The following is a 21,417-nucleotide window of genomic DNA, read 5'->3' as shown; positions in this document are numbered from 1 at the left end:
AGTCGGCCGGTAGCGGCAGTCGGTGCCCTGTCGTCTTCGGGCCCTCGGCACGCTGACGGGCGCACCCGTGGGTGCGCCCGTGGAGCGGTGCCTGCGGCCGGCTGTGTACGCGGTGCGCGAAGCGCCCGCGGGGCAACCGGCCCGCGGTGGTGGTCAGTCCATTCGGCGCGGCCCGCCGAGCAGGTTGGTCTCCGCCTCCGTGGGCTGGGTCATCACGAACTGGTGGCCGTCGCGCGAGCACCACAGCATGGCGTTGTCGCTGAGCGTCGGCAGCACCGCGCCGACCTGCTCCGGCAGCCGCATGATTCGCGTCACAACCTCCGCCTCCTCGGGCGAAAGCCGCTGCAGACCGACCAGATCGGCGCGGCTGAGCATCTGCGGCGACCGCGGCCCGAGGAACGGCAGCACGGTCAGCACCGACTGCCAGGGGCTCGGGGCGAGCTGATTGCGCGGCGGGCGCGCGCCCATGTCCCGTACGACCAGCACCGGGCTGGAAACCGACGGTCCCTGGGGAGCGATCTGCCGTACGTCGTGGACGGAGACGCACTGCTGGCCGCCGCCCGCGGCCTGTGCCATCTGGGCCCAGGCCGGCGGCCGCGCCGTCTCGACGGCGACCCGGGCGCCGGTGGCGACCGTGCGCAGCGCCAGCACCTGTGCCATCCACATGCTGCCGACCAGCGCGATCTCCATCGGCGACGGACGCAGCAGGCTCAGCACGGCGGGCTGGTTCTGCGGGTCGATGCCGATGATCACGCCGTCGTCGCCGACCGGCAGGGTCAGCGAGGCGAGCGACTCGGCGGTCAGGACGTGCGGGCTGCGCCGCGGGCCGCGCAGGCCGAAACCGGGCCGGGGCTTCGGGCCGGTCGGGCCCGACTGCTCCTCGTCGGGGCGCGGCTGGTGCGAGAGCCGACCGCCGCTGACGCCGCCCCCGATGGGGGGATTGCGCCAGCCGTTGCCGCTGGTGTTGACGCGGGGCTGATAGGTGGGAGAGGCCATCAGCGGGTACCTCCGAGGGGGAGCGTGGCCAGCAGGCCGGGCAGCTGTTCCCGGTCGAGCCGTACGAGCCCGACCTTCACGGAACCGGAACGGCGCTCCAACTCGCTCTGGGCGGCGGAGAGTTCGTTCTCACTGCGGGTGGAAAGACGGACGTATCCCGAGATGGCCGGGGCGCGGCCGCCGCCGTGGGTGGCGGTCAGCGTGAAGGTGCTCGCCATCGCCCTGGTGCTGGTCAGCAGCTGGGTGACCGCCGCCAACGGGGCACCGCCCTCGCCGAGTTGGGGCCAGCGGCCGATCCAGTAGGTGGTGTGCCAGCGGTCGTCGCAGCGCATGGCCCGGGTCGTCTCCTGGGTGCGGCGGGCCGCCCGGCCGTCGCGCCCCATCGCCCCGTTGGCGGCCCGCGGGCTGACGCACACCGCGGTACCGATGGCGGCCACGACCTCGCGCTCGGCGAGCACCTTGGCGCGTACGCCGTGTGCGGTCAGCCGGCTGACGAGCTGGTCGGCGGCGCGCAGCAGCGACCGCTTGGCGCCCTCCATCCCGCCGCCACGGGCCTCGATCGCCTCCGCGCACAGCTCGGGGTCGAGCTTGAGGGCGATCCAGGTCAGCTGCAGCGCCGGCGTCTGGGACTGGGCCTGCAGCGGGGCGTACGAGCGGGCCGCGACGGCCTGTTCGGGCAGGTGCGGCGCCGGCGCGGGCTGGGTGTACTGCACGAACTGCACCGATTCGAGGTGGATGTCCTCGATGTCGAGCGCGGTGTGCAGCACCTCCAGCGGCAGCATGTGGCTGCCGCGCTGCGGCCGCAGCGGCTCGTCACGGGCGTCCACCTGCACGAGGGCCGTCAGAAACGTCCCGTCACCGACGAAGCCGATGGCGCGCTGGTCCGCCTCGGTGGTGAACTCGTAGGTCTGCAGCGCCGGTTCACACTCCACCACCGGCGCGAACGCGGGGTCCACGCCCTGCGTGGCGGCCAGCGCGGCCGCGCTCTCCTTGCCGCGGCGCTTCATGGCGCGCACGGTCGTGATCCACTCCGGGAGCGGAATCCTCCGCCGCCGGCCGAGCGCGAAGACGACCAGCAGGGCCGCGATCACGATGGCCGCGGTCAGCGCGGCCGGGTGGATCGTCCAGCCCACCAGCACCAGCGCGGCGGCGAGTTCGATGATGGCCAGTTGCTGGACGCGCACCCCGCCGATGGTTCCGGCCTGCTGGCGCAGCCGCGGTGCCACCGGGCCGACCGGACGGGCTGCGGAATCCCGGTCGCCATTTCCTCTGTTGCCCGAAGCTGTACCGTTTTGGCCAGCATTTCCCGCGTATTGCGGGGCAGCGGAAGGCTGTTGCTGCTGTTGCCGCCCATTGCGGCGTCGAGCCCTGGTGGCGCTGGACATCCCCCGGCCTGCTCCTCTACTGGTGGTGTGGCCCTCTGACGTATCGGTCGCCCGTTGAGACTGGTGCGCCGGAAGGTGGCACCCGTACCGTACGGGTCGATCGACACACGGCATAGTAGAGGGCGCTACGGCGTGAGTGCCGGGGGCGGTCGATGTGGATCCAACAGGCGGGGAGAGAAAGCAACAATGGCATCACGTCGGGACGAGCTGAATGCGTATTCGTTCGCTCGAAAGCGTACGAATGCGGCATTTCTGAAGCCGCTGCCGAACGGCTCGATCGAGAGCGCCCCCAAGCCGCTCAAGGCGGTGGTGCCGAGTGTCGTCGTGGGTGTCCTGATGCTCGTCGGATTCGGCGCGTGCGGCATTCTCAAGCCGGTTGCGCCGCAGGGGTGGGACGAGGTCGGCAAGAATGTCATCGTCGGGGACGAATCCACCACGCGGTATGTCGTTCTGAAAGGCAAGGGCGGCAAAGGCCAGAAACTTCTGCACCCCATCCTGAACCTCGCCTCCGCCCGCCTTCTTATCGACCCGAAGTTCCAAGTCGTCAAGGTCAAGGAATCCGAGCTGGACGGAAAGATTCCGCACGGCCCCGCGCTCGGCATTCCGTACGCCCCCGACCGGCTGCCCAGCCCCGAGGACGCCGACAAGCCGAAGACCTGGGCGGTGTGCGACCGCCCCGGCGCGAGCGCCGGAGCCAAGCCCCAGCAGGCCGTCTTCGTCCTGGCCGGCAAGGACAAGAAGCTCGTCGAGGGCAAGGGCAAGCTCGACCTCCACCAGGCGCTGTACGTCGAGGACCCGCAGGGCAAGAGGTGGCTGGTCGATCACAACGGCATGGCCTTCGGATTCGACTCCACCCGCATGGGGTGGAGCCCCGCCGGGGGCAAGGAGGAGGGCGACGCCGCGCTGCGCCGCATCATCTTCGGCTCCAACGCCGTTCCGCAGAAGGTGTCGAAGCAGTTCATGGCGACCCTGCTGCCCGTCCCCGAGCAGCTCTCCCTCAGCATGCCGATGGTCGAGGGCGCGGGCGCCGAGACCAGCGACCCGAAGGTCCCGCAGAAGGCCCGGAGGGTCGGCTCGATCCTCCAGGACAGCTCCGGCGACAAGTACGTCGTCGAGCGGGACGGCGTCGAGAAGGTGTCGAAGTTCGTCGCGAACCTCCTGGAGGAGGGCGCGAACGCGAAGAAGCTGCACCCCGACGGCTCCCGGCTCACCCCGGTGCCCATCGCGGCCGGAAGCATCGACCCGAAGACGGACGACGCGGGGAACCCGACGACCTTCCTGGGCAAGGTGTTCGGCGACATCGACTCGCCGTGGCCGACCGAAACCCAGTCCGCGGCCAACGACTTCGCCCACGGTTCCCAGACCGGCGGCCTGACCTCGCCCACGGACCACGGCGTGTCCTGCAGCGTCTACAACGGCACCAACCACAAGTACCCGGGCGGTGAGGAGAAGCGGCTCGGCTACCCGAACGGCGTGCCGGACATGCAGACCTGGATCGGCACGGACTACCCGGCCAAGATGGCCAGCGGATCCAGCTCGTACGTCACCCCCGGCAGCGGCCTGCTGTACACGGAGGTGCCCACTCCGCAGGCGAAGAGCGGCAGCCTCTTCCTTGCAACGGACACCGGCCTGCGCTACTCCATTCCGCGGAACAACGACAGCGCGAACAAGGCCGGCAGCGACAAGGAGGAACTGGACAAGTCCAGGCTCCACCTCGGCTACGGGGGCACGCATCCGCCGCTGATTCTGAAGGCATGGTCGAGCCTGCTTTCCGAGGGCCCGTCGCTCGACATCAACAGCGCCATGAAGCCGCAGTCGTCCTGAAGGCACGGCCGTGCTGAAGCCGCGGTCGTCCTGATATGAGCGAAGTCCGCGCCGGCGCCCGGGAGGGGCAATCGGCGCGGACTTCGCCGTCGCGCGGATTCCTGCACCATAAATTCACCTGAGCCGGCCCGCCTGTTCTCCGTGCGATCTTCGTCGCACTCCGGCGTGCCCGTTCGTGACCGATAGCAACGCTTCTGTCCGTTTGCCTTGAACGACGTTTCCCTGGCGGGTAGTTGGTGATGTTGTGATCGCGTCACAAGAACGCTCCCCCTGTTGGGGAGAGGCATATCGAGTGGTTAAAGTAGCCAAAGGCGTCAGCAGGAGATGCCTACCGCGCGAGCGCCTGTGGCGGCATGGCGCGGTACGACGTACAAGTCTCATGGGGGACGTTGACTATGGCTGGTCAGCAGTACACAACCACCGAGGAGGAGATGGTCGCGTTCAGCGGCAAGATCTCCTCGGTCAACCAGTCGATCCAGGGCGAGATCTCGCGCCTGAACACGGTCGTCGACACCATCACGTCTGGTTGGAAGGGTGCTGCGGCCTCCTCGTACAACCAGCTCCAGTCCCAGGTGAACGAGGACGCCAACCGTCTCAACCAGCTGCTGGCTGAGATCAAGGAAGCGATCGACGAGACCACGAAGAACTACTCCGCCTCCGAAGAGGAGCAGGCCCAGTCGATCTCGCACGTCTCCGCCTCGGCTTCCCCGTTCGGATGATGGGGCCGCGCCGCTGACCGCGGCGCACGCCCAGCCGCCGCAGCCCGGGCCCGTCGGACTCCTCCGCCGGCCCGCTGCGGCATGTGAATCGACCAGGCATCATCTACTCCTGAGGAGACACCATGTCAGGCCAGATCCTCGTTAATTTCGCGACGATCTCGCAGGCCAGTTCCGACGTGCGCGGTACGGCCAACAACATCCGCCAGCAGCTGGACGACCTCGAGGCCGGCGTCAAGAAGATCGCCGCCAGCTGGGAAGGTGCGGCGCAGGAGGGCTACCAGGCCCGCCAGCGCGAGTGGGACCAGCGCGCCGCCTCCCTGCACTCGACGCTCGAGGCCATCGCCAAGGCGCTGGACCAGGCCGCCCAGAACTACCAGGCCACCGAGCACAAGAACTCCGGCATCTGGGCGGGCTGACCCAAGGTCGGCACACCACGGATGGCGATCGGCTGAGCAGCCCCGACGGCTCGCACAGTGGTCAATGAGGGCGAGCGCGCTGCACCGGTGCGCTCGCCCTTCTGCCGTCCACCCGCACCTTCGTTTTCTCCCTCCCGCCCCGCCCCTTCCGCCACACATGGAGAGCAGACAACCCGTGGGATCTCGCGCCCTTGGTCACCGAGCCGGGCACCGCCGACGAGCGGCAGGTGCACTGGTCACGGCGGCGTGCCTCGCCGGCCTGACGTGCGGCACGGCCGCACCGGCCGTCGCGGACCCGAACGTGCCGCTCAACAGCGGCGAGTGCAAGTTCGGCGCCGACGACATCCCGGAGACCCCCTGGTCGCTCCAGCGGCTGCTGACCAAGCAGATGTGGGCCCAGTCCACGGGCAAGGGCGTCCGGGTCGCCGTCATCGACACCGGCATCGACGCGGGCAACCCGCAGATCAAACCCGCCATCGGAAGCGGCGGGAAGAGCTTCGTGAAGGGCAAGCCGACCGACGACCGGGTCGGGCACGGCACCAAGGTCGCGGGCATCATCGCCGCCCACAGCAAGTCCGGCTCGGGATTCGTCGGCATCGCGCCCGGCGCGACCGTCATCCCCCTGCAGCAGACGAGCGACGAGAAGGCCGGGAACTCCGACAGCCTGGCCGCCGCGATCAACTACGCGGTCCGCCTCAAGGTCAACGTCATCAACATCTCCCAGGGCACGGACGCCAGCCCGGACAAGCTGGGCCCCCTCCAGGCCGCGATCCGCAACGCCGCCGCCCAGAACATCCTCATCGTCGCCTCCGCCGGCAACGACGGCGCGAGCGGCAAAGAGAAGAACATGTACCCCGCCTCGTTCCAGCAGTACGACAACGTACTGTCCGTCGCGGCCTCGGACCGCAACAACGAGCGGGCCCCGTTCTCCCAGCCGGGCGAGCGGGTCGACATCGCCGCACCGGGCGTCGACATGGTCTCCACCGTCCCCGACGGCGGCAACTGCGTCGACCAGGGCACCAGCTTCGCCGCACCCTACGCCGCGGGAGCCGCGGCCCTCCTCATCGCGAAGCACCTGCACGACCCCAAGCCCTGGACCCCGCGCGAGGTCATCTGGCACCTGGAGCAGACCGCGGAGCGCGTGCGCAGGGAGGCGGACCACAACATCGGCTGGGGCGTCGTCGACCCGGTGGCCGCCCTCAACGACGACACCAGGCCCACCGCCTCACCCAAGCCGGACAAGCCCACCAACGCGGCTGCCGGCTCCAACATCCAGCCGGCCGCCGTGACTTTCGGTGAATCCCCCGAGGAACGACGCGCCCGCATTTCCATCTACATCGTCGGCGCCGGACTTCTTGCCGTCGCCGCGGTCGTCGGCTCCTCGATCGCCATCCGCGACTGGCGCCGCAAGACCGGTTTGAACAATCACGGGGAGGCTTAATCATGGCGCACGGGCAGTACGGCGTTGATCTCGACGCGTTGGATCAGGTCATCAAGGAACTCAACCATGTCCTCAAGGAGATGGGCGACTCGACGAGCACGGCCGAGAACAGCACCTATCTTCCGAAAGGATCCCTGGGCGAGGGATTCAAGGAGGAGACGGAGCTCTACGGGGCTCACGAGAAGATGAAGGGCGACATCCACAAGATGATGCGCATGGTTGAGGGCCTTGTCGACACATTCGGCAAGAAGTCGAACAAGGTCAGGGGCGCCTACCAGGACGCCGAGGCGGACAACTCAATCAGCATGAGCGGACAGTGACCTCCGTCGGCGGATCACAGTGACAAGCAAGAGATATTCGATGACGGAGTGGGGGACAGCAGATGGCATCGAAGGACAGTGATTTCAAGCCGGCGAAGGTCCAGGTGCCGGAACCGCGCAAGAAGCCTGCGAAGGGGTCGGGTGATGCCCAAGAGGTGGGCCACGACGTCATCGCGAGCCGTCCTCAGTTCACGGAGAAGGGACTGAACGACCTCAAGCAGATGGTGGCGGGAGCCAACCCTGGAGAGGTCGCCAACGTCGCCAAGGGCTGGCGGGATGTGCGAGTCGCCCTCGTCGGTGAGGGCTGGCACGAAGGAATCAAGAAGCACTTCGATGATGCGGTGACCAAGGTTCTGCAGACCTGGCACGGTTCCTCTGCCGACCAGTTCGCGGCGTCGGCACAAAAGATCAGCGACAACTTCGCCAACCTCGCGCTGTACCCGCACAACACGGGCGAGGTTCTCCAGCAGATCAGCGAGAACCTGAAGGCCGTCCAGAAGTTCGTCGACGACGTCCAGGAACCGAGTAGCTGGGAGAGCAAGGCGGACTGGCTCGCCGACAAGTCGAGTTCCGGTATCGGCAAGGGCGCAGCGATCGGCAACGCTCTCGCCCCGGGAGCGGGCGCCCTGGTCGGCGGCCTGGTGGGTGGCATGGTCGGCGGTGACGGGCGCGATGACTCGCAGCTGAAGGCCGACCTGCAGAACCCGAAGATGAGCATCTGGGATGCCATGAGCAAGAACCGCACCCAGCTCTCGCTGGGGAAGGAGCGCCAGCTCCAGGCTGCTCACTACATGGAGCAGTTGGGGACGACGTACCGGAGCGGCGTGAAGGCCCTGGGCTCCAGCCGCATTGATGACGATCGCATCCAGCCGCCAGCTCATGATGGCGACGGTGGCGGGGGTGCTATCCCGGGTATCGGGGCATTTGGTCCTATGCCATCCACTCCGAAAACAGGCGCACCAGCGCCCAAGATGCCGGGGATGAAGGGCGGCGGTTACACAACCCCGACGCCCATGGAACCGCCGCGGCCGCATGGCATTGACGGTGGAGTCGGCAGCGTGCCGAAGCCGGCACCTGCGCCCCACGTCGGGACCGGACTTGACGGCCTTTCCGGCGGCGGTGTCGGGGCGGGCGGCGGCGGACTCGGCGGTGGCGGCGCCGGCGGTGTCGGCGGAGGCGTGGGCACCGGTGGATTGGGCACCGGCTCCGGCAGTGTCGGCGGAGGCTCCGGACCTGGCATCGGAGGTGCTGGCGCGCCGGGCATGGTCGGCGGCATGGGTGGTACCGGTGGTGCTCGTGCCGGCGGCACCGGGGCCGGAGCAGGCGCTCGCGGTGCAGGTCGTGCCGGTATGCCGGGCATGGGTGGCGCCGCCGGTGCTGGCAAGGGTGCAGGCGGCGCCAAGGGCGCTGGTGCCAAGGGCGGTGCTATGGCACGCCAAAAGGGCGGTCTTGCCGGAGGTAAGGGTGGCAAGCTCGGCGCCGGATCCCAGGGGGGATCGGGCCTGCACCGCAGCCGTGGTGGCACACAATCGGGCGGTGCCGCAGGCGGTCGCCGTCCAGCCGGCATGGCCGGTGCGCACGGTGCCCATGGGGCGAAGGGTAAGGACAAGAACGGGGAGAACGGACAGCGTCCGGACTACCTGGTAGAGGATGAGGAGACCTGGACGCCGGAGCGTAATGTGGCGCCCAAGGTCATCGAGTAGGACCTGCTCGGTCCAGATCAAGTGCTCGGCGGAATCGAGGTGAGGCCCGCAGTCCTTGGGCTGCGGGCCTCACCTCGCTAGGGAGAGGTGTACGGCATGAGCTTCACGCGGACGCTGCGTGCGGTGGGCGGCGCGGTGGTGGCGGGAGCACTGCTCTTCGGCACCGCTCCGACTGCTTTGGCTGATCAGAACCGTAAGGATCAATGGCCACTCAAAGCGTTTGATGCCGCGAGCATCTGGAAGGAATCGACGGGCAAGGGCGTCACGGTCGCCGTAATCGATGATCCCGTGAACGGCAGTCACCCTGACCTGAAGGGTAATGTGCTGCCAGGGAAGAGTTTTATCGATGGTGGACGCGGTGACCGCAAGGGAACAGGTGACCACGGCACCGGCATGGCGTCACTCATCGCTGGCCACGGGCATGGTGCCGGAAACGCCGATGGCATTATGGGTCTTGCCCCGGATGCCAAGATTCTTCCCGTTGCCTCTCCCGAAGTCGGAACGGGCGTAGACGATGCAGGGCTCAGCGACTGGATCAAGTACGCAGTCGATCACGGGGCTTCTGTCATCAACCTGTCGATTGACCCTGCCGGCATCACCGATTCCGATGAACTCGCAGTTTCTTATGCCATGAAGAAGGACGTCCTGGTCGTCGCTGGAGCAGGAAACGACGGTGCGAGCAAGATCAGTGATCTTTCCTCTGTTCCGGGGGTTCTGTCCGTAGGCGCAGTAGACAAGACCGGCCAGGTCTGGTCAAAGTCGAATTCAGGCAGCCAGCTCATGCTTACGGCTCCCGGCGTAGAGATCACGTCCGCATCTGCTACCGCTGGGCAGTACCGGCTGGCCGATGGCACGTCCGACGCCACCGCGTACGTCTCGGCCGCAGCTGCTCTCCTGCGCTCGAAGTACCCCGACCTCTCCGCAGGCCAGATCGCCAACCGGCTTGTGAAGTCGGCTGGCCTGCCGCCGGGGCAGAAGGGGCTTTCGCTTCCTGACTCGCATTACGGATACGGCTTCATCCAGCCGCTGAAGGCTCTGACCGCCGATATCCCGGATGGCTCCAAGAACGGTCCGCTGAAGGCGCCGAAGGCGGATCCGTCCGCGGGCACCGGAGTTACGACGGCCGGCAGTGGTGACCAGCAGGCGAGTGGTCAGAAGGAAGACGGCCTTGGCGTGGGTGCCATCGTGGGTATCGCGGTTGGCGTTCTCGTTGTGGTGGCGGTCATCGTCGTTGTTGTTGTCGTCCGGCAGAAGAAGAACGGTCGCAACGGCCCGCCCCCCGGCGGCCCTGGAGGCTTCGGCGGGCCCGGTGGTCCCGGGTTCGCGCCGCAGCAGCCGGGTCCCTATCAGCAGCAGCCGGGGCCGTACCAGCAGCCCGGGCCGTATCAGCAGCAGCCTGGCGGCCCTGGGGCTTACCCGCCGGCGCCGCCCACTCAGCCGCCGGGGCGTTGAGGTCTCCGCAAGCACCGCGCCTGACGTCGCGTGGAGGTTGTGAGGCGGCAGGTCTCCCTTGGGAGTGCGTGTCGGCATCCCTCTCGGCGAAATGAGAACGACGTGCAGGGCGCAGCAAGCCATGCGAAGAAGTGACTTGGGGCCCGCAGCCTGACGGTTGCGGGCCCCAAGCACGTCAGGGAGGGGAATTACGGAGTGAGCTTCACGCGGACGCTGCGTGCGGTGGGTGGTGCGGTGGTGGCGGGAGCGCTGCTCTTCGGCTCCGCTCCAGCTGCCTTTGCGGACCAGATCAGAAATGATCAGTGGCCGTTGAAGGCATTTGATGCCGAGAGCGTGTGGAAGGTATCAACAGGCAGAGGCGTCACGGTCGCAGTGATCGATAGCAAGGGGCGTATCAGCGGTACGGGGCCCCTGGGGAGTATCCGGCGGTGCCGCCTGTGCAGCCGCCGGGGCGGCCGTAGCGAGTACAGGGTACGGGTGGGCGGCTCGGGGGCCAGGGTGTGCGTGCTCCTGGCCCCGGGGGTTCGGAGTTTTGCCGAAGGGTGAGGTGAATCGGCTCCGGGTTCCGTGTAGTTGGCGTTGTTCGGGGGAGTGGGGGGCCTTGGTGATCACTCGTCCCGTAGCATTCCCGCTCATGGACGTAGTCGGCGATGAAGAGCCCCTTGCTGAGAGTCGAGTGGGGCTGACGCCTCGTCAGGCCAGGCGAATACGCATTGTCCTGGCCTCGGTGTTGATGGCCGCGATGGCGGTGGTGCTCGTGGTGCGCCTGGCGTCGCGTACGTCGGTGCTGGTGGTCGGGGTGTACGGGGCCGCGCTGGTGCTCTGTGGTGTGGTGATCGAACTCAGTCGGCACGGGCGTACCCGGCTCGGTACCTGGTTGTTGGCTATTGGCCTGGCGGCCGCACTGGCCGCGGACTGGTTGTTGTTGCCCTGATGGGTAGGGGGAGGGCACTGCCCCCTCGAAGCCGCCAGCCCCTGGCTCCCGAGTTCTCCCCTTCCTCGGTTCCCCCGTTCCCCAGTGTGGAACACGCTCTCCTGAGCCCTGAAGGCGCGGAAGCCCCCAGGCCCCAGGCCCCAAGCCCCAAGCCCCAAGCCCCCAGGCATCCAAGCCCCTTAAGACCCCTAATAAAGCCCCCGAAGCCCTCCCCGTCCCTCAGAACAACCCATGCCACATCTGCTCGATGATCAGGGACCACCAGTTGCTGTTGTCGTCGAGTGACCAGGGGTCGATGGCCGCGAGTTGTTGCTGGAAGGTGGCGACCGCTGTGCCGGCCGCGTAGGGGTCCATGCCCTGCATGTGGGTGCGGGTGGTGGTCAGCAGGGCGAGGGAGCGCAGGTAGGTGGCGACGGAGCGGTTGACGAAGCGGCCGCCGCCCGAGGAGGGCTGGACGGCCCAGACGGTGCCGATGAGGTTCTGGTTCTGTTCCGTCGCGGTGCACTGGACGGCGAGGGGGTAGAGACCGTCGGTGCCGAGCCGGACGTAGCCGGCGAGGGTCGTCAGGGTCTCTTCGCCGGCCTGGGTGCCGGTTTCCCGCAGGTGCGTCGCCACGTCCGTGAACAGGCCGCCGGCCGGCGGGGCGTCGGGGCGGTCGGCGGTGAAGAAGTACGGGACCTGGGCGGGCAGTCCGGCCCAGACCAGGGTGTTCCTCGTGGCCCCGGGGAGCCGCGTCGCGGCGAGGTCGTCGGCGTCCGGACGGCATACGCCCTGGGGGCCGAAGACCTCCACGAGGTGCCTGCCGAGGGCCACGTCACGCATCTGCGGCGCGGCCTCGACGTGCTGCGGCACCGGCAGCCGGTGCGGCCGCGGCGGCGCCTCCCGGCCCGCCATCCGGTGCATCATCTCGACGTGCCGCACCAGCCCGGCGACGCCCTCGGCGCGCTCCTCGGGGCGCATGCCGTAGCCCTCGGTGCAGGAGAACGTGGCGTTGGTGAACGTGCGGAGGAGGAGGTCGCCGGGGTAGCCGCCGGGCAGGAGGGCGGAGCGCAGATCGGTGTGGACGGCGCGGACGTCCGCGGGGTCCGCGCCCAGCCGCCGCAGCTCGTCGAGGAGCTGGTACTCGGCGGGCGGGGCTCCGGGCGCCGAGACCCGGGCGAGGCTGGTCTCCTCGCCGGTCGACGGGTCGTTGTAGGTCGCGACGGCCGTGTTGCCGGGGCCGGTGACCGGGCGCTCCTCGGGTGCCGAGGGAGCCGCTCCGGCGCCGTGCTTCTGCCGGTACATCCCGATGACCTCGTCGACCGGTACCGACGGCCACACCGTCAGCTCGCCGGACGCCCGGTCGACGACTCCGCAGGCGGCCCCGACCTCGGCGGGCGGGCGCCGCTGCCCGGTCCGCGGGTCGGTCTCCGGGGGCGGCGGTACGGCCCACACCACCCAGCCGAGGTCGAACTCCTGCATGGCCACGTCCCGCGGCGGACCCTGGTGCCCCTCGGGGCTGAGCCAGCGGGCGGCGGTGGCCTGGGCCTGCGCCTGGGTGATCACGAGTGGTCTCCTTCGAGGCCGTCGGACGGAGCGGAGTCGGCGGTGCCGGTGCGCTGGGCCGGCACGGTGGGGGCGGGCGCGGGAGCCGCGGCGAGGATCTGCCGGGCGGTCACACCGCGCGCGGTGGCCACGACCAGCACGCCGTCCGGGGAGAGGTCGGCGCCGGTGAACGGGGTGTCGGAGACCAGCGCGGCCACCACTTCCTCGCTCGCCCGGGCCCAGACCCGCAGGTAGTCGGCGCCGCGGCTGAGCCCGAACGGCGCGGCCTCCTGGGCCTGCGCGGAGGTCAGTTGCACCTGTGCCGGATCGGCGTCGAGGTACCCGGGGCGCAGCAGATCGTGGACGAGCAGGGCCCGGCCGCCCGCCCCGGGGGCGTCGCCGTCCTGGCCGGGCAGCGTACGGGAGCCCGGGGTTCCCTCGGGGACGAGGAAGGCGGCCACGGGACGGGGCGCGGCGGTACCGGAAACCGGCGCCGGGGCGCCGGAGCCGGAGGAGCCGGACGGGCCGGAGGAGCCGGACGGGCCGGAGGAGGTGGAGGGGGTGGTCGGTGTCGCACCCGGGCCCCCGGCTGCCTCCGCCGACGTGCCATCCGGGTTCCCGCCCGCTTCCGCCGCCGTGCCGCCCGGGTTCCCGCCCGCTTCCGCCGACGTCCCGTCCGGGTTCCCGCCCGCGTCCACCGCGGAGCCGGCGCTCTCGTTCGCCGGCGGCAGCGTCCCCGTCGTCACCGCGCGGACGCCGACCAGCGGCACGCTCCACAGTGTCCGCCACGGCAGGCGGAAGCCGAGCGTGTGCAGGGCCTCCGCGTAGGCCACCAGCCCGTCCTCGACGAACGCGGACTCCAGGAACGCCGCCCGCAGTTCGGCGGGGGCCGCGGAGCGGGTGAGCAGCGGGGCGGTGCGCAGGTACGTACGCGCCGGTGCGCCCAGTTGCTCCGGCGGTACGGCCTCGATGGCGGTCCGCATCGTCACCGGGTCCGCGTGCGCGAACAGGCCCGGGTCGGTGAGGAGTTGGGGGAGCAGGCCGGCGTCCAGGGTGTGCGCCGCCAGATGGTCGCGGACGTACGGATCGGCCCGGGACCAGTCCTGCTGGGGCACCGCCTCCAGCAGCGCCATGGCGATCCGGGTCTGGGCGTCGCGGACGTCCGGCAGGCCGGAGCGGATCTCCTCGGCGACCCCGGGGTGCGTCAGGCGCAGCAGCGTACGGTCGCTGCCGGCACCGGAAGCGGCACCGGCCCCGGCACCGGCCCCGCCGCCGTCCGCGGCGCTACTCGGGACACCGCCCCGGTTCCCGTCCTCGCCCCCGTCGCCGTTCCCGTCCCCGTCCCGCGACGGCTCGACCGGCTGGACGAACGGCGCGGCCAGCAGCATGCCGTCGGTGAGGTCCTGGCTCATGTCCCGGCCGGCGACCGCGCTCGCCAGCGTGCCCCACAGCTGGACGGGCAGCCCCTCGCCCTCCGCCAGCGCGAGCGGCGCCAGCATCAGCCGCAGGGTCTGCGGATCGGCGCCCAGCCGGCGGGCGTGCAGGTCGAGCGCCTCGCCGACGGTGCCGGGCAGCAGCGACGCGTCCGCCGGGTCGAAGCCCTCGGGCTGCAGGAGCAGCGACTGCACGGCGAGCTGGACGGTGAGCCGGTTGCCGTCCGCGCGGGCCGCGAGGGCCTCGGCGAGCGCCCGGCGCGCCGACGGGTCGGTGGTGAACGGGAGGTCCGGCGCCCCCGCCTCGGGGGTGAGCGCGGTCTCGGCGTGCAGCACCAGGCCCTTGGGGTCGGCCCACTCGGCCGCGTCGAGGTCGATGATCTGCGCCTGGCCCGACGGCAGTGCCCCGGCCAGCTCCGCGGCCAGTTCGCGCGGTACCTCGGCGAGCAGCTGAACCGTTTCGGTGGCGGCGAGCGGCTTGAGCACGTCCCGGACGACACGGGCCGGCTCGTCCGCGGCGCGCACCGGACCGGCCCGGTCCACATCCGGCACCACCAGAGTCACCGGCTCTTCACGAGCGGCGAGTTCGGTGAAGATGTCATCGCCGCGCCCGGCGTCCAGTCCGAAATGATCGGAGATCATCCACAACAGCTGTGCGGCGGTGCGCCCCGCGGGGCTCGGTACGGCGGGTGCGGGGAGGTCCGGGGGCACCGTCGCCGGGTCCAGGTCGTCCAGCGGCAACTGCTTGCGGTAGCCGGGGTCGCACATCATCAAGAAGCCTGTGACCAGGCGCGATCGCCCGCTGCCCGGGTTGCCGGTGAGCACGATGACGCGCGGTGCGCCGGGCCAGCGCATGCGCCAGGCCGCGAGTGCGCGGAGCACGGCGGTGCGGCCGCCGATGTACGGATGTGGTGCGTATCCGGCTGCCACGGCATTTCCTTCGCCTGAGGCGCTCATGACTTCCTCGTCCCCCATCAATCCCGCCTCCACCTTTGTGGATTCCTGCGTGTCCGGCTCGATCCTATGATCCGTGCCGCGTGCGCAGCGCTGCGCGGGGTGGGCTGTGCCGGAACTGGAACACGCAGGCCGGGGCCGGTGTGCGGGGGGGCGTGGCGGAAGGCGGGCGGGGGCGGGTGTGAACGCCGTTGCCCCCGGGCCCGATGTGGAGAAAAGGAGATCGCCGTGTGCGGAAAGAAAGCAGGTCCGTCCGCATGATCCGGCGGTCGATCCGCTTTCTTCCGTATCGGCTTTCCGCAGTGTTTGAACGGATTTCGGAGAGAGGGAAAGGCGGGCGTCTCTCCGAACCGGGGGGCGAAGTCCTCGCCCCCCGCGGCCTCCGGTCAGCCCCGGTGGCCGCCGCCCCGGCCGCCGCGCCGCGGGCCGGTCACGATGCTGCCGGAGGGGCCGTCGCGCTCGGCGCGCTCCTCGTCCTCCTTGGCCTCCTGCTCCTTCTGCCAGGCGGCGAACTTCTCGCGGGACTCCTCGCGCTCGGCCATCGTCTGGTTCTCCGCGGCCCGCCGGATCTCGTTCATCCGGTCGCCCAGCGCGTCCATGTACCGCGGCGTCTCGATCGCGTCCTTCATGCCGATCCGCCCGGAGAGCACCTCCTGGGCCATCTCCTGCAGTTTGCCGCCGACGTTGGGGTTGTCCGCCAGGACCTTCAGCGCCTTGCGCAGCCGGTGCGCCTGCTCGGGATCCTGGGCGACGTCCATCAGGTCCTCGTCCTGGATCTGCCGCTCATTGTTCATGTCTGCCCCCTGGAACGTGATGGCACAGGGCCGCTTGTGCGGCACCGGCGGCATGAGTCTAATGACGGGTGTGAACGGGGCGTCAAGGCGGGGGTTGTCGGTATTGCCGGATATTGCTCCACGGCGAATTCCGCGGTCCGCCCCGCGCCCGCTCCTGAGAGGGCTTCGGGCCTATTGCGGGTGTGCTAGACCTGAAGCGATGTCGGCAGGTGGCCGTCATGCAATTCGGGGAGAAATGATGTCCGATGAAGTCCGGCTCAGTACCGAGGAGTTGCACAAGCTCGGTGCGACCTTCGAGATACGTGCGGAAGAACTGAGCCGGCAGCTCGCGGCATTCCGGCGGCGGGCGGACGCCGAGGCGCTGCGGGACGGATTCGGCAGCGACGAGGCGGCCCGGCCCTACCGCGAGCTGTACGAGCAGGCCGAGCAGGCCCTCGTCCAGCTGCAGCAGCGGCTCGCCGAGGTCGGCGGGGGGATCAAGGAGACCGTCGCCCGTGCGGAGGCGGCCGAGGAGGAGCTGTCCGAGATGATGCGGAGCGTCCGGTGAGCGAGCGAGGCAACCCGCAGGCCCTGCACGAGGCGGCGGCCGGCTGGCGGGAGATGGGCAAGCACCTCGACGGGCTCGTCCGCGAGCTGGACCGGCACGTCGGCACCGCCGCCGCGGCCAACTGGCACGGCCCGGCTGGTGAGGCGTTCGCGGGGGAGTGGCACCGCCTCAAGCGGTCCGTCGACGACTCGCTGCCGGTCTTCGAACTCGCCGCCGCCGACCTGGAGAACGCCGCCGCGCGGCCCGCCGACGACCCGGACGACAAGGACCACGACACCCCGCCGGCGGACCGCTCCGGCGACGGCGCGCAGTCGTCGTCCGGCCCCGGGATCGCCTACGGCTTCATGGCGCTCGGCCAGCTCGCGGGCGGCCTCGGCGGCGCCTTCGGCAAGCGCGGCGGCGGGGGCGGCCAGGGCGGGCGGCCGTCCGTACGGCACGAGTGGGACACCGCCACGGCGGCGCAGGGGCCCGACCCGTTCGGCCCGGCACAGGACGGTGCGGCCGCCACCCGGGGCGGCGAGGGCATCGCCAAGGGCGTACGGAGCCGGCCGCCCGGCACGGAGCCGGACCCGGGCGCCGAGCGCGACCCGCAGGCCGGGCCGCGGAAGAAAACAGCGACCGCCCCGCCCAACGGGTCCGCCGCCCCGTCCCAGGCGCCCGCCGCCCCGGCCCGCGCGGCCGACGCCCCCGGGGGCAAGGACACCGTGCCCTCCGGCGGCGAGGCCCCCGACCGCTCCGGCCCCGACGTCACCCAGCACGGGGCCTTCGGCTGACGCACCCCCGGGCCGGGCCGCGCACGCAAGCGTCGGCCCCACACCCGGACCGGCACCGCGCAAGGCCACCCCGGCCCCACCCGCACGAAACGGCGGTGGGGCGCCCCTCCCAGGAGGGACGCCCCACCGCCGTTGCCGTGTGCGGTCCGGTCAGCCGCTGTTCGCCGGCAGCCAGCCCGTCTGGACCAGCTGCGCACCGCGCTTGCGCGTGATGAACGTGGCCCGTCCCGGCGTCAGGTTCTGGCCCTTGATGTTGCCCATCAGCGGGCCCTCGGCCGGGTCGGCGGACAGGATCAGACCCTGCGCGCCGAGCTCCTTGGTCCGCTGCATCACCGGCTCGAACGAGGAACGTCCGGCGCCCGAGGAGCTGCGCGCGATGATCAGGCGCAGACCCAGGTCACGGGCGAACGGCAGGTACTCCAGCAGCGGCTGCAGCGGGTTGCCGCTGCTGGTCGCCACCAGGTCGTAGTCGTCCACGATCACGAACGCGTCCGGCAGGTCGTACCAGCTGCGGTTGCGCAGCTGCTCCGGCGTGACGTCCGGGCCCGGCATCCGGCGGCCCAGCGAACCGGCCAGACCCGTGATGACCTCCTGCAACTGCGGCCCCGCCGCACAGTACTTGTACATGTGGCTCTCGGGGATCTCGCCGAGCAGGGCGCGACGGTAGTCGGAGACCACCATGAGCGCCTTCTCCGACGGGTACCGCTCGGCGATCTGCTTGGCCAGCAGACGCAGCAGCGACGACTTGCCCGACTCGCTCTCGCCGTAGATGACCAGCAGCGGGTCGGTCTCGAAGTCGATGAACGCCGGGGACAGCGTGGTCTCGTCGACGCCGATCGCGATGCCGTGCTCGGGGTAGTCGTTGCCCTTGGGCAGCTCGTTGACGTGCAGCATCGTCGGCAGCATCCGCACCGCGGGGGCGGGTTCGCCCTGCCAGTGCTCGCTGACCGTCGACACCAGGTTCGCGATGCCGTCGCTGAGCGTCTCCGGGTCGCTCATCCCGTCCAGCCGCGGCAGCGCCGCCAGGAAGTCGAGCTTCTCGGGGGACATACCGCGGCCGGGCTTGCCCATCGGCACGTTCTCCGCGCGCTTGCGGTCGAACTCCGATTCCATCGGGTCGCCCAGGCGCAGCTCGACGCGGTTGAGGAGCTGGTCGCGCAGCGCGGGCCGCACCTCGGTGTAACGGGCACCGGCGATGATCAGGTGGACACCGAAACCGAGACCACGGGCGGCGATGTCCAGGATCACCGGGTCCATCTGCTCGTAGTCGGTCTTGAACGTCGCCCAGCCGTCGATGACCAGGAAGACGTCGCCCCACTTCTGGTCGGGGTAGGCGCCCGAGGCCCGGCGCTGGCGATAGGTGCCGATCGAGTCGATGTTGTTCGCCCGGAAGAACTCCTCGCGCTCGTTGAGGATGCCGACGACCTCGGAGACCGTACGGCGCACCTTCTCCGCGTCCAGACGCGAGGCGACGCCGCCGACGTGCGGCAGGCCCTCCATGGTCAGCATGCCGCCGCCACCGAAGTCGAGGCAGTAGAACTGCACCTCGGCCGGGGTGTGGGTGAGCGCGAACGAGGCGATCGCGGCCCGGATCAGCGTGGACTTGCCGGACTGCGGACCACCCACGACCAGGCCGTGACCGGCGCCGGCGGAGAAGTCCAGGTACATCACGTCACGCCGCTGCTCGAACGGCTTGTCCACCAGCGCGACCGGCACCACGAGCTTGCCGAGCGCGGTGTACTCCGGTGCGTGCACACCCCGTTCGGGTGTGACCGCGAGGGCCGGCAGCAGCTGGTTGACCGTGGGCGGCTCGTCCAGCGGCGGCAGCCACACCTGGTGCGCCGGCGGGCCCTGGCCCTGCATGCGCTGGACGATGACATCGAGCACGGTGTCGGCGAGCGCGTCGTCCTGCTCCGGCTCGACCGGCTCGACCGGCGTGGGGTCCTCGATGATCTGCTCGACGACCGGGGCCGCGGTGAACGGCACCGGCAGCCGGTTCGTGCGGCTGCCACCGGGACCGCCGCCCGCACCGGGGCCGCGGTACGGGCCCGAGACGTACGCGGCTTTGAACTGGACCATCGTCTCGGTGTCGTACTTGAGGATGCCGGAACCGGGGACGTTCGGCAGGTGGTAGGCGTCCGGCACACCGATCGCGGTCCGCGACTCGGCCGCGGAGAAGGTCCGCAGGCCCAGCCGGTAGGAGAGGAAGGTGTCCAGACCGCGCAGCTTGCCCTCCTCCAGGCGCTGCGAGGCGAGCAGCATGTGCACACCCATCGACCGGCCGATACGGCCGATCTGGATGAACATGTCGATGAAGTCGGGCTTGGCGGTCAGCAGCTCGGAGAACTCGTCGAGCACCATCACCAGCGAGGGCAGCGGGTCCAGCGGGGCACCCGCCGCACGCGCCTTCTCGTAGTCGGTGATGTTGGCGTAGTTGCCCGCGGAGCGCAGCAGCTCCTGACGGCGCTGGAGTTCACCGGTGATCGAGTCGCGCATGCGGTCGATCAGGGTGACGTCCTCACCGAGGTTGGTGATGACGGCCGCGACGTGCGGCATCTCCGACATACCGGTGAAGGTGGCGCCGCCCTTGAAGTCCGCGAGGATGAAGTTCAGGGTCTCCGAGGAGTGGGTGACCGCGAGCGCGAGCACCAGGGTGCGCAGCACCTCGGACTTGCCGGAACCGGTCGCACCGACACACAGGCCGTGCGGGCCCATGCCCTCCTGCGAGGCCTCCTTGATGTCGAGCATGACGGGCTGGCCGTCCTTGTCGACACCGATCGGCACCCGCAGCCGCTCGTGGAGCGTACGTGGCCGCCAGGTGCGCGAGACGTCGACGGAACCGGCGTCACCGATGTTCATCAGGTCGGTGAAGTCCAGGTTCGACAGCAGCGGCTCCTCGCCGTCCGCGCCGGAGCCCGCCCGCAGCGGGGCCAGCTGACGCGCCAGCGCCTCCGCCTCGGGGATCGACAGGGTGTCGCAGACACCGTGGTAGACCGCGCCGCTGGCCGACTCCAGCACCAGCTTGCCCGGCCACACCTGCACGGCCAGACCGCCGCGGATCTCGTCCAGGTCGCCCGGGACGACCTCCAGGATGGTGACGCCCTGCAGGCCCTCGGCCCCGGCGATCACCGAGTCCATCGGCACCTCGCCGCCGTCCAGCACGACCAGCACGTGCGGGGTGTCGGTCACCGGGGTGCCCTGCGGGTTGAACCGTCCGCGGCCCTCCAGCTCGTCCGCCAGCAGCTCCTCGATCTCACCGAGGTCGCCGACCACCAGCCGGCGCGACCCGGCGCCGTCCGTGGACTTGTCCTGCACCTGCGGCAGCCACTTGGTCCACTCCCACTCGGCCTGCGCACCGGGCGCGGCGACGACGGCCACCACCAGGTCCTCGGGCGAGTGCAGGGTGCACAGCTGGGCGACGATGGCGCGCGAGGCGCCGTAGACGGTGTCCGGGTCACCGGAGACCGTCAGGTGGTAGAAGGCCCGCAGCGAGACGGCCAGCGGCAGGTTGTCCAATTGGCCGTGCTTGTCGAGGAATTCCTTCATCGCATGCGCGGTCAGCGGCTCCAGCTCGTCGACCGGCGCGGTCTCCGGGGCCCGCAGGGGAGTGGCCAACTGCTGCGGCCCCAGCCCCAGTCGTACCTGCCCGAAGTCCGGATCGGTCGCCCGGCGCTCCCACACGCGTTTGCCCTCGGCCACGACCGACCACAACTGGCTCGGATCGGGGTGGGTGAACAACTGCGCGTCGCGCTGCTTGCGCGCGGTACGCCGTACTTCTTTCCGCTTCTGCGTCAGGTACTTGAGGTAATCCTGGCGCTCTTGGAGCATTTGCCCGGAAGGCCCTTGCCGGGCTTTGACGATCTGCACGATCGCCATTGCCAGGGTGGACGCCACCATAAAGCCGCCCATGATTTTCATGAACGGCTGGTTGCCCATGAACAAGAATCCCGCCGAAGACGCCATACCCATCATGGGCATAAGGGTCATCAGCATGTTCTCTGATTCGCCCTCACGCGGAAGCTCCGGAGGCGCCTCGAGTGTCACCTCCTCCGAGGGGACTTCAGGTGGCAGCGCGCGGGGCGGGCGCTTGACAATGACAACGCTCACCGAGGCATCAGTCCTTCATGCATCTCGCAGTCTCGGACCGCCCCCGTTGGATTCGACGGTCCCCCGAGCCAAGTACGTGGCCCGACGCAGGCGTT

The 21,417-nt window shown here is 70.1% G+C and carries 16 protein-coding genes; 10 read left to right on the top strand and 6 right to left on the bottom strand.

The genetic code is table 11. The features are described 5' to 3' along the window. Window positions 1–153 precede the first annotated feature (153 nt). On the bottom strand, window positions 154–996 hold the full coding sequence (locus tag K7396_RS10105) for a hypothetical protein (protein ID WP_086720969.1): 843 nt from the start codon (window positions 994–996) through the stop codon (window positions 154–156). After that, a complete protein-coding gene (eccE, locus tag K7396_RS10100) occupies window positions 996–2,222 on the bottom strand; it encodes a type VII secretion protein EccE (RefSeq protein WP_086720968.1) in 1,227 nt (408 codons plus the stop codon). The genes K7396_RS10105 and eccE overlap by 1 nt, the downstream gene beginning before the upstream one ends. 345 nt (window positions 2,223–2,567) lie before the next feature. Between eccE and K7396_RS10095 the strand changes: the two genes are divergently transcribed. The 8 genes from K7396_RS10095 (at window position 2,568) to K7396_RS10060 (ending at window position 11,190) form a co-directional block, all read left to right on the top strand. Further along, window positions 2,568–4,205: a type VII secretion protein EccB gene (locus K7396_RS10095; RefSeq protein WP_086720967.1), complete on the top strand. Its 1,638-nt coding sequence runs from the start codon at window positions 2,568–2,570 to the stop codon at window positions 4,203–4,205. 395 nt (window positions 4,206–4,600) lie between these two features. Next, window positions 4,601–4,924: a WXG100 family type VII secretion target gene (locus tag K7396_RS10090; RefSeq protein WP_086720966.1), complete on the top strand. Its 324-nt coding sequence runs from the start codon at window positions 4,601–4,603 to the stop codon at window positions 4,922–4,924. A gap of 122 nt (window positions 4,925–5,046) precedes the next feature. Continuing rightward, the gene (locus K7396_RS10085; RefSeq protein WP_006602760.1) at window positions 5,047–5,340 is read left to right on the top strand and encodes a WXG100 family type VII secretion target; all 294 of its coding nucleotides are present in this window, start codon (window positions 5,047–5,049) and stop codon (window positions 5,338–5,340) included. A gap of 301 nt (window positions 5,341–5,641) precedes the next feature. Continuing rightward, window positions 5,642–6,781, top strand: coding sequence for a type VII secretion-associated serine protease mycosin (mycP, locus tag K7396_RS10080; RefSeq protein ID WP_223659844.1), 1,140 nt, complete (start codon window positions 5,642–5,644; stop codon window positions 6,779–6,781). Window positions 6,782–6,783: 2 nt separating this feature from the next. After that, entirely contained in the window at window positions 6,784–7,101 is a 318-nt protein-coding gene (locus K7396_RS10075) for a hypothetical protein (protein WP_086720964.1), read from the top strand. Window positions 7,102–7,163: 62 nt separating this feature from the next. Continuing rightward, entirely contained in the window at window positions 7,164–8,804 is a 1,641-nt protein-coding gene (locus K7396_RS35665; RefSeq protein WP_143589232.1) for a WXG100 family type VII secretion target, read from the top strand. A 96-nt stretch (window positions 8,805–8,900) separates the two neighbouring features. Then, window positions 8,901–10,256: a S8 family serine peptidase gene (locus K7396_RS10065; protein WP_086720970.1), complete on the top strand. Its 1,356-nt coding sequence runs from the start codon at window positions 8,901–8,903 to the stop codon at window positions 10,254–10,256. 634 nt (window positions 10,257–10,890) lie between these two features. Next, complete coding sequence (locus K7396_RS10060) at window positions 10,891–11,190, top strand: hypothetical protein (protein ID WP_152104834.1); 300 nt, start codon at window positions 10,891–10,893, stop codon at window positions 11,188–11,190. Window positions 11,191–11,409: 219 nt separating this feature from the next. On the opposite strand, the gene K7396_RS10055 is transcribed toward K7396_RS10060, so the two are convergent. From K7396_RS10055 to K7396_RS10045, 3 genes are all read right to left on the bottom strand, one after another. Next, window positions 11,410–12,735 carry an SUKH-4 family immunity protein gene (locus K7396_RS10055; protein WP_152104833.1) on the bottom strand — a complete coding sequence of 442 codons (1,326 nt, stop codon included), beginning with the start codon at window positions 12,733–12,735 and terminating at the stop codon, window positions 11,410–11,412. Further along, window positions 12,732–15,122: an ATP-binding protein gene (locus tag K7396_RS10050; protein WP_086721943.1), complete on the bottom strand. Its 2,391-nt coding sequence runs from the start codon at window positions 15,120–15,122 to the stop codon at window positions 12,732–12,734. Before K7396_RS10050 ends, K7396_RS10055 begins: the two co-directional genes overlap by 4 nt. Window positions 15,123–15,487: 365 nt before the next feature. Continuing rightward, the gene (locus K7396_RS10045) at window positions 15,488–15,895 is read right to left on the bottom strand and encodes a hypothetical protein (protein ID WP_152104832.1); all 408 of its coding nucleotides are present in this window, start codon (window positions 15,893–15,895) and stop codon (window positions 15,488–15,490) included. Between the two features lie 238 nt (window positions 15,896–16,133). On the opposite strand from K7396_RS10045, the gene K7396_RS10040 reads away from it, so the two are divergent. Both K7396_RS10040 and K7396_RS10035 read left to right on the top strand, forming a co-directional pair. Then, a complete protein-coding gene (locus tag K7396_RS10040; protein ID WP_086719175.1) occupies window positions 16,134–16,442 on the top strand; it encodes a hypothetical protein in 309 nt (102 codons plus the stop codon). Further along, a complete protein-coding gene (locus tag K7396_RS10035) occupies window positions 16,439–17,215 on the top strand; it encodes a WXG100 family type VII secretion target (protein ID WP_086719174.1) in 777 nt (258 codons plus the stop codon). Before K7396_RS10040 ends, K7396_RS10035 begins: the two co-directional genes overlap by 4 nt. 150 nt (window positions 17,216–17,365) lie before the next feature. Here the strand turns inward: K7396_RS10035 and eccCa are convergent, their stop codons facing one another. Then, entirely contained in the window at window positions 17,366–21,322 is a 3,957-nt protein-coding gene (gene eccCa, locus K7396_RS10030) for a type VII secretion protein EccCa (RefSeq protein ID WP_086719173.1), read from the bottom strand. Between the last annotated feature and the right edge of the window lie 95 nt (window positions 21,323–21,417).

Origin of the sequence: Streptomyces angustmyceticus (assembly GCF_019933235.1) — a bacterium.
GTDB lineage: Bacteria > Actinomycetota > Actinomycetes > Streptomycetales > Streptomycetaceae > Streptomyces > Streptomyces angustmyceticus.
Note: the sequence above shows the minus strand (reverse complement) of the source record. Positions and strands in the feature narration are given on the sequence as shown.

Bases quoted from the DNA above. Each gene is read 5' to 3' on its own strand.
- K7396_RS10060 (WP_152104834.1), top strand. From the start codon at position 10,891: ATGGACGTAGTCGGCGATGAAGAGCCCCTTGCTGAGAGTCGAGTGGGG.
- K7396_RS10105 (WP_086720969.1), bottom strand. From the start codon at position 996: ATGGCCTCTCCCACCTATCAGCCCCGCGTCAACACCAGCGGCAACGGC.
- K7396_RS10050 (WP_086721943.1), bottom strand. From the start codon at position 15,122: ATGGGGGACGAGGAAGTCATGAGCGCCTCAGGCGAAGGAAATGCCGTG.
- K7396_RS10095 (WP_086720967.1), top strand. From the start codon at position 2,568: ATGGCATCACGTCGGGACGAGCTGAATGCGTATTCGTTCGCTCGAAAG.
- K7396_RS10090 (WP_086720966.1), top strand. From the start codon at position 4,601: ATGGCTGGTCAGCAGTACACAACCACCGAGGAGGAGATGGTCGCGTTC.
- K7396_RS10040 (WP_086719175.1), top strand. From the start codon at position 16,134: ATGTCCGATGAAGTCCGGCTCAGTACCGAGGAGTTGCACAAGCTCGGT.
- K7396_RS10065 (WP_086720970.1), top strand. From the start codon at position 8,901: ATGAGCTTCACGCGGACGCTGCGTGCGGTGGGCGGCGCGGTGGTGGCG.
- K7396_RS35665 (WP_143589232.1), top strand. From the start codon at position 7,164: ATGGCATCGAAGGACAGTGATTTCAAGCCGGCGAAGGTCCAGGTGCCG.
- K7396_RS10085 (WP_006602760.1), top strand. From the start codon at position 5,047: ATGTCAGGCCAGATCCTCGTTAATTTCGCGACGATCTCGCAGGCCAGT.
- K7396_RS10045 (WP_152104832.1), bottom strand. From the start codon at position 15,895: ATGAACAATGAGCGGCAGATCCAGGACGAGGACCTGATGGACGTCGCC.
- K7396_RS10075 (WP_086720964.1), top strand. From the start codon at position 6,784: ATGGCGCACGGGCAGTACGGCGTTGATCTCGACGCGTTGGATCAGGTC.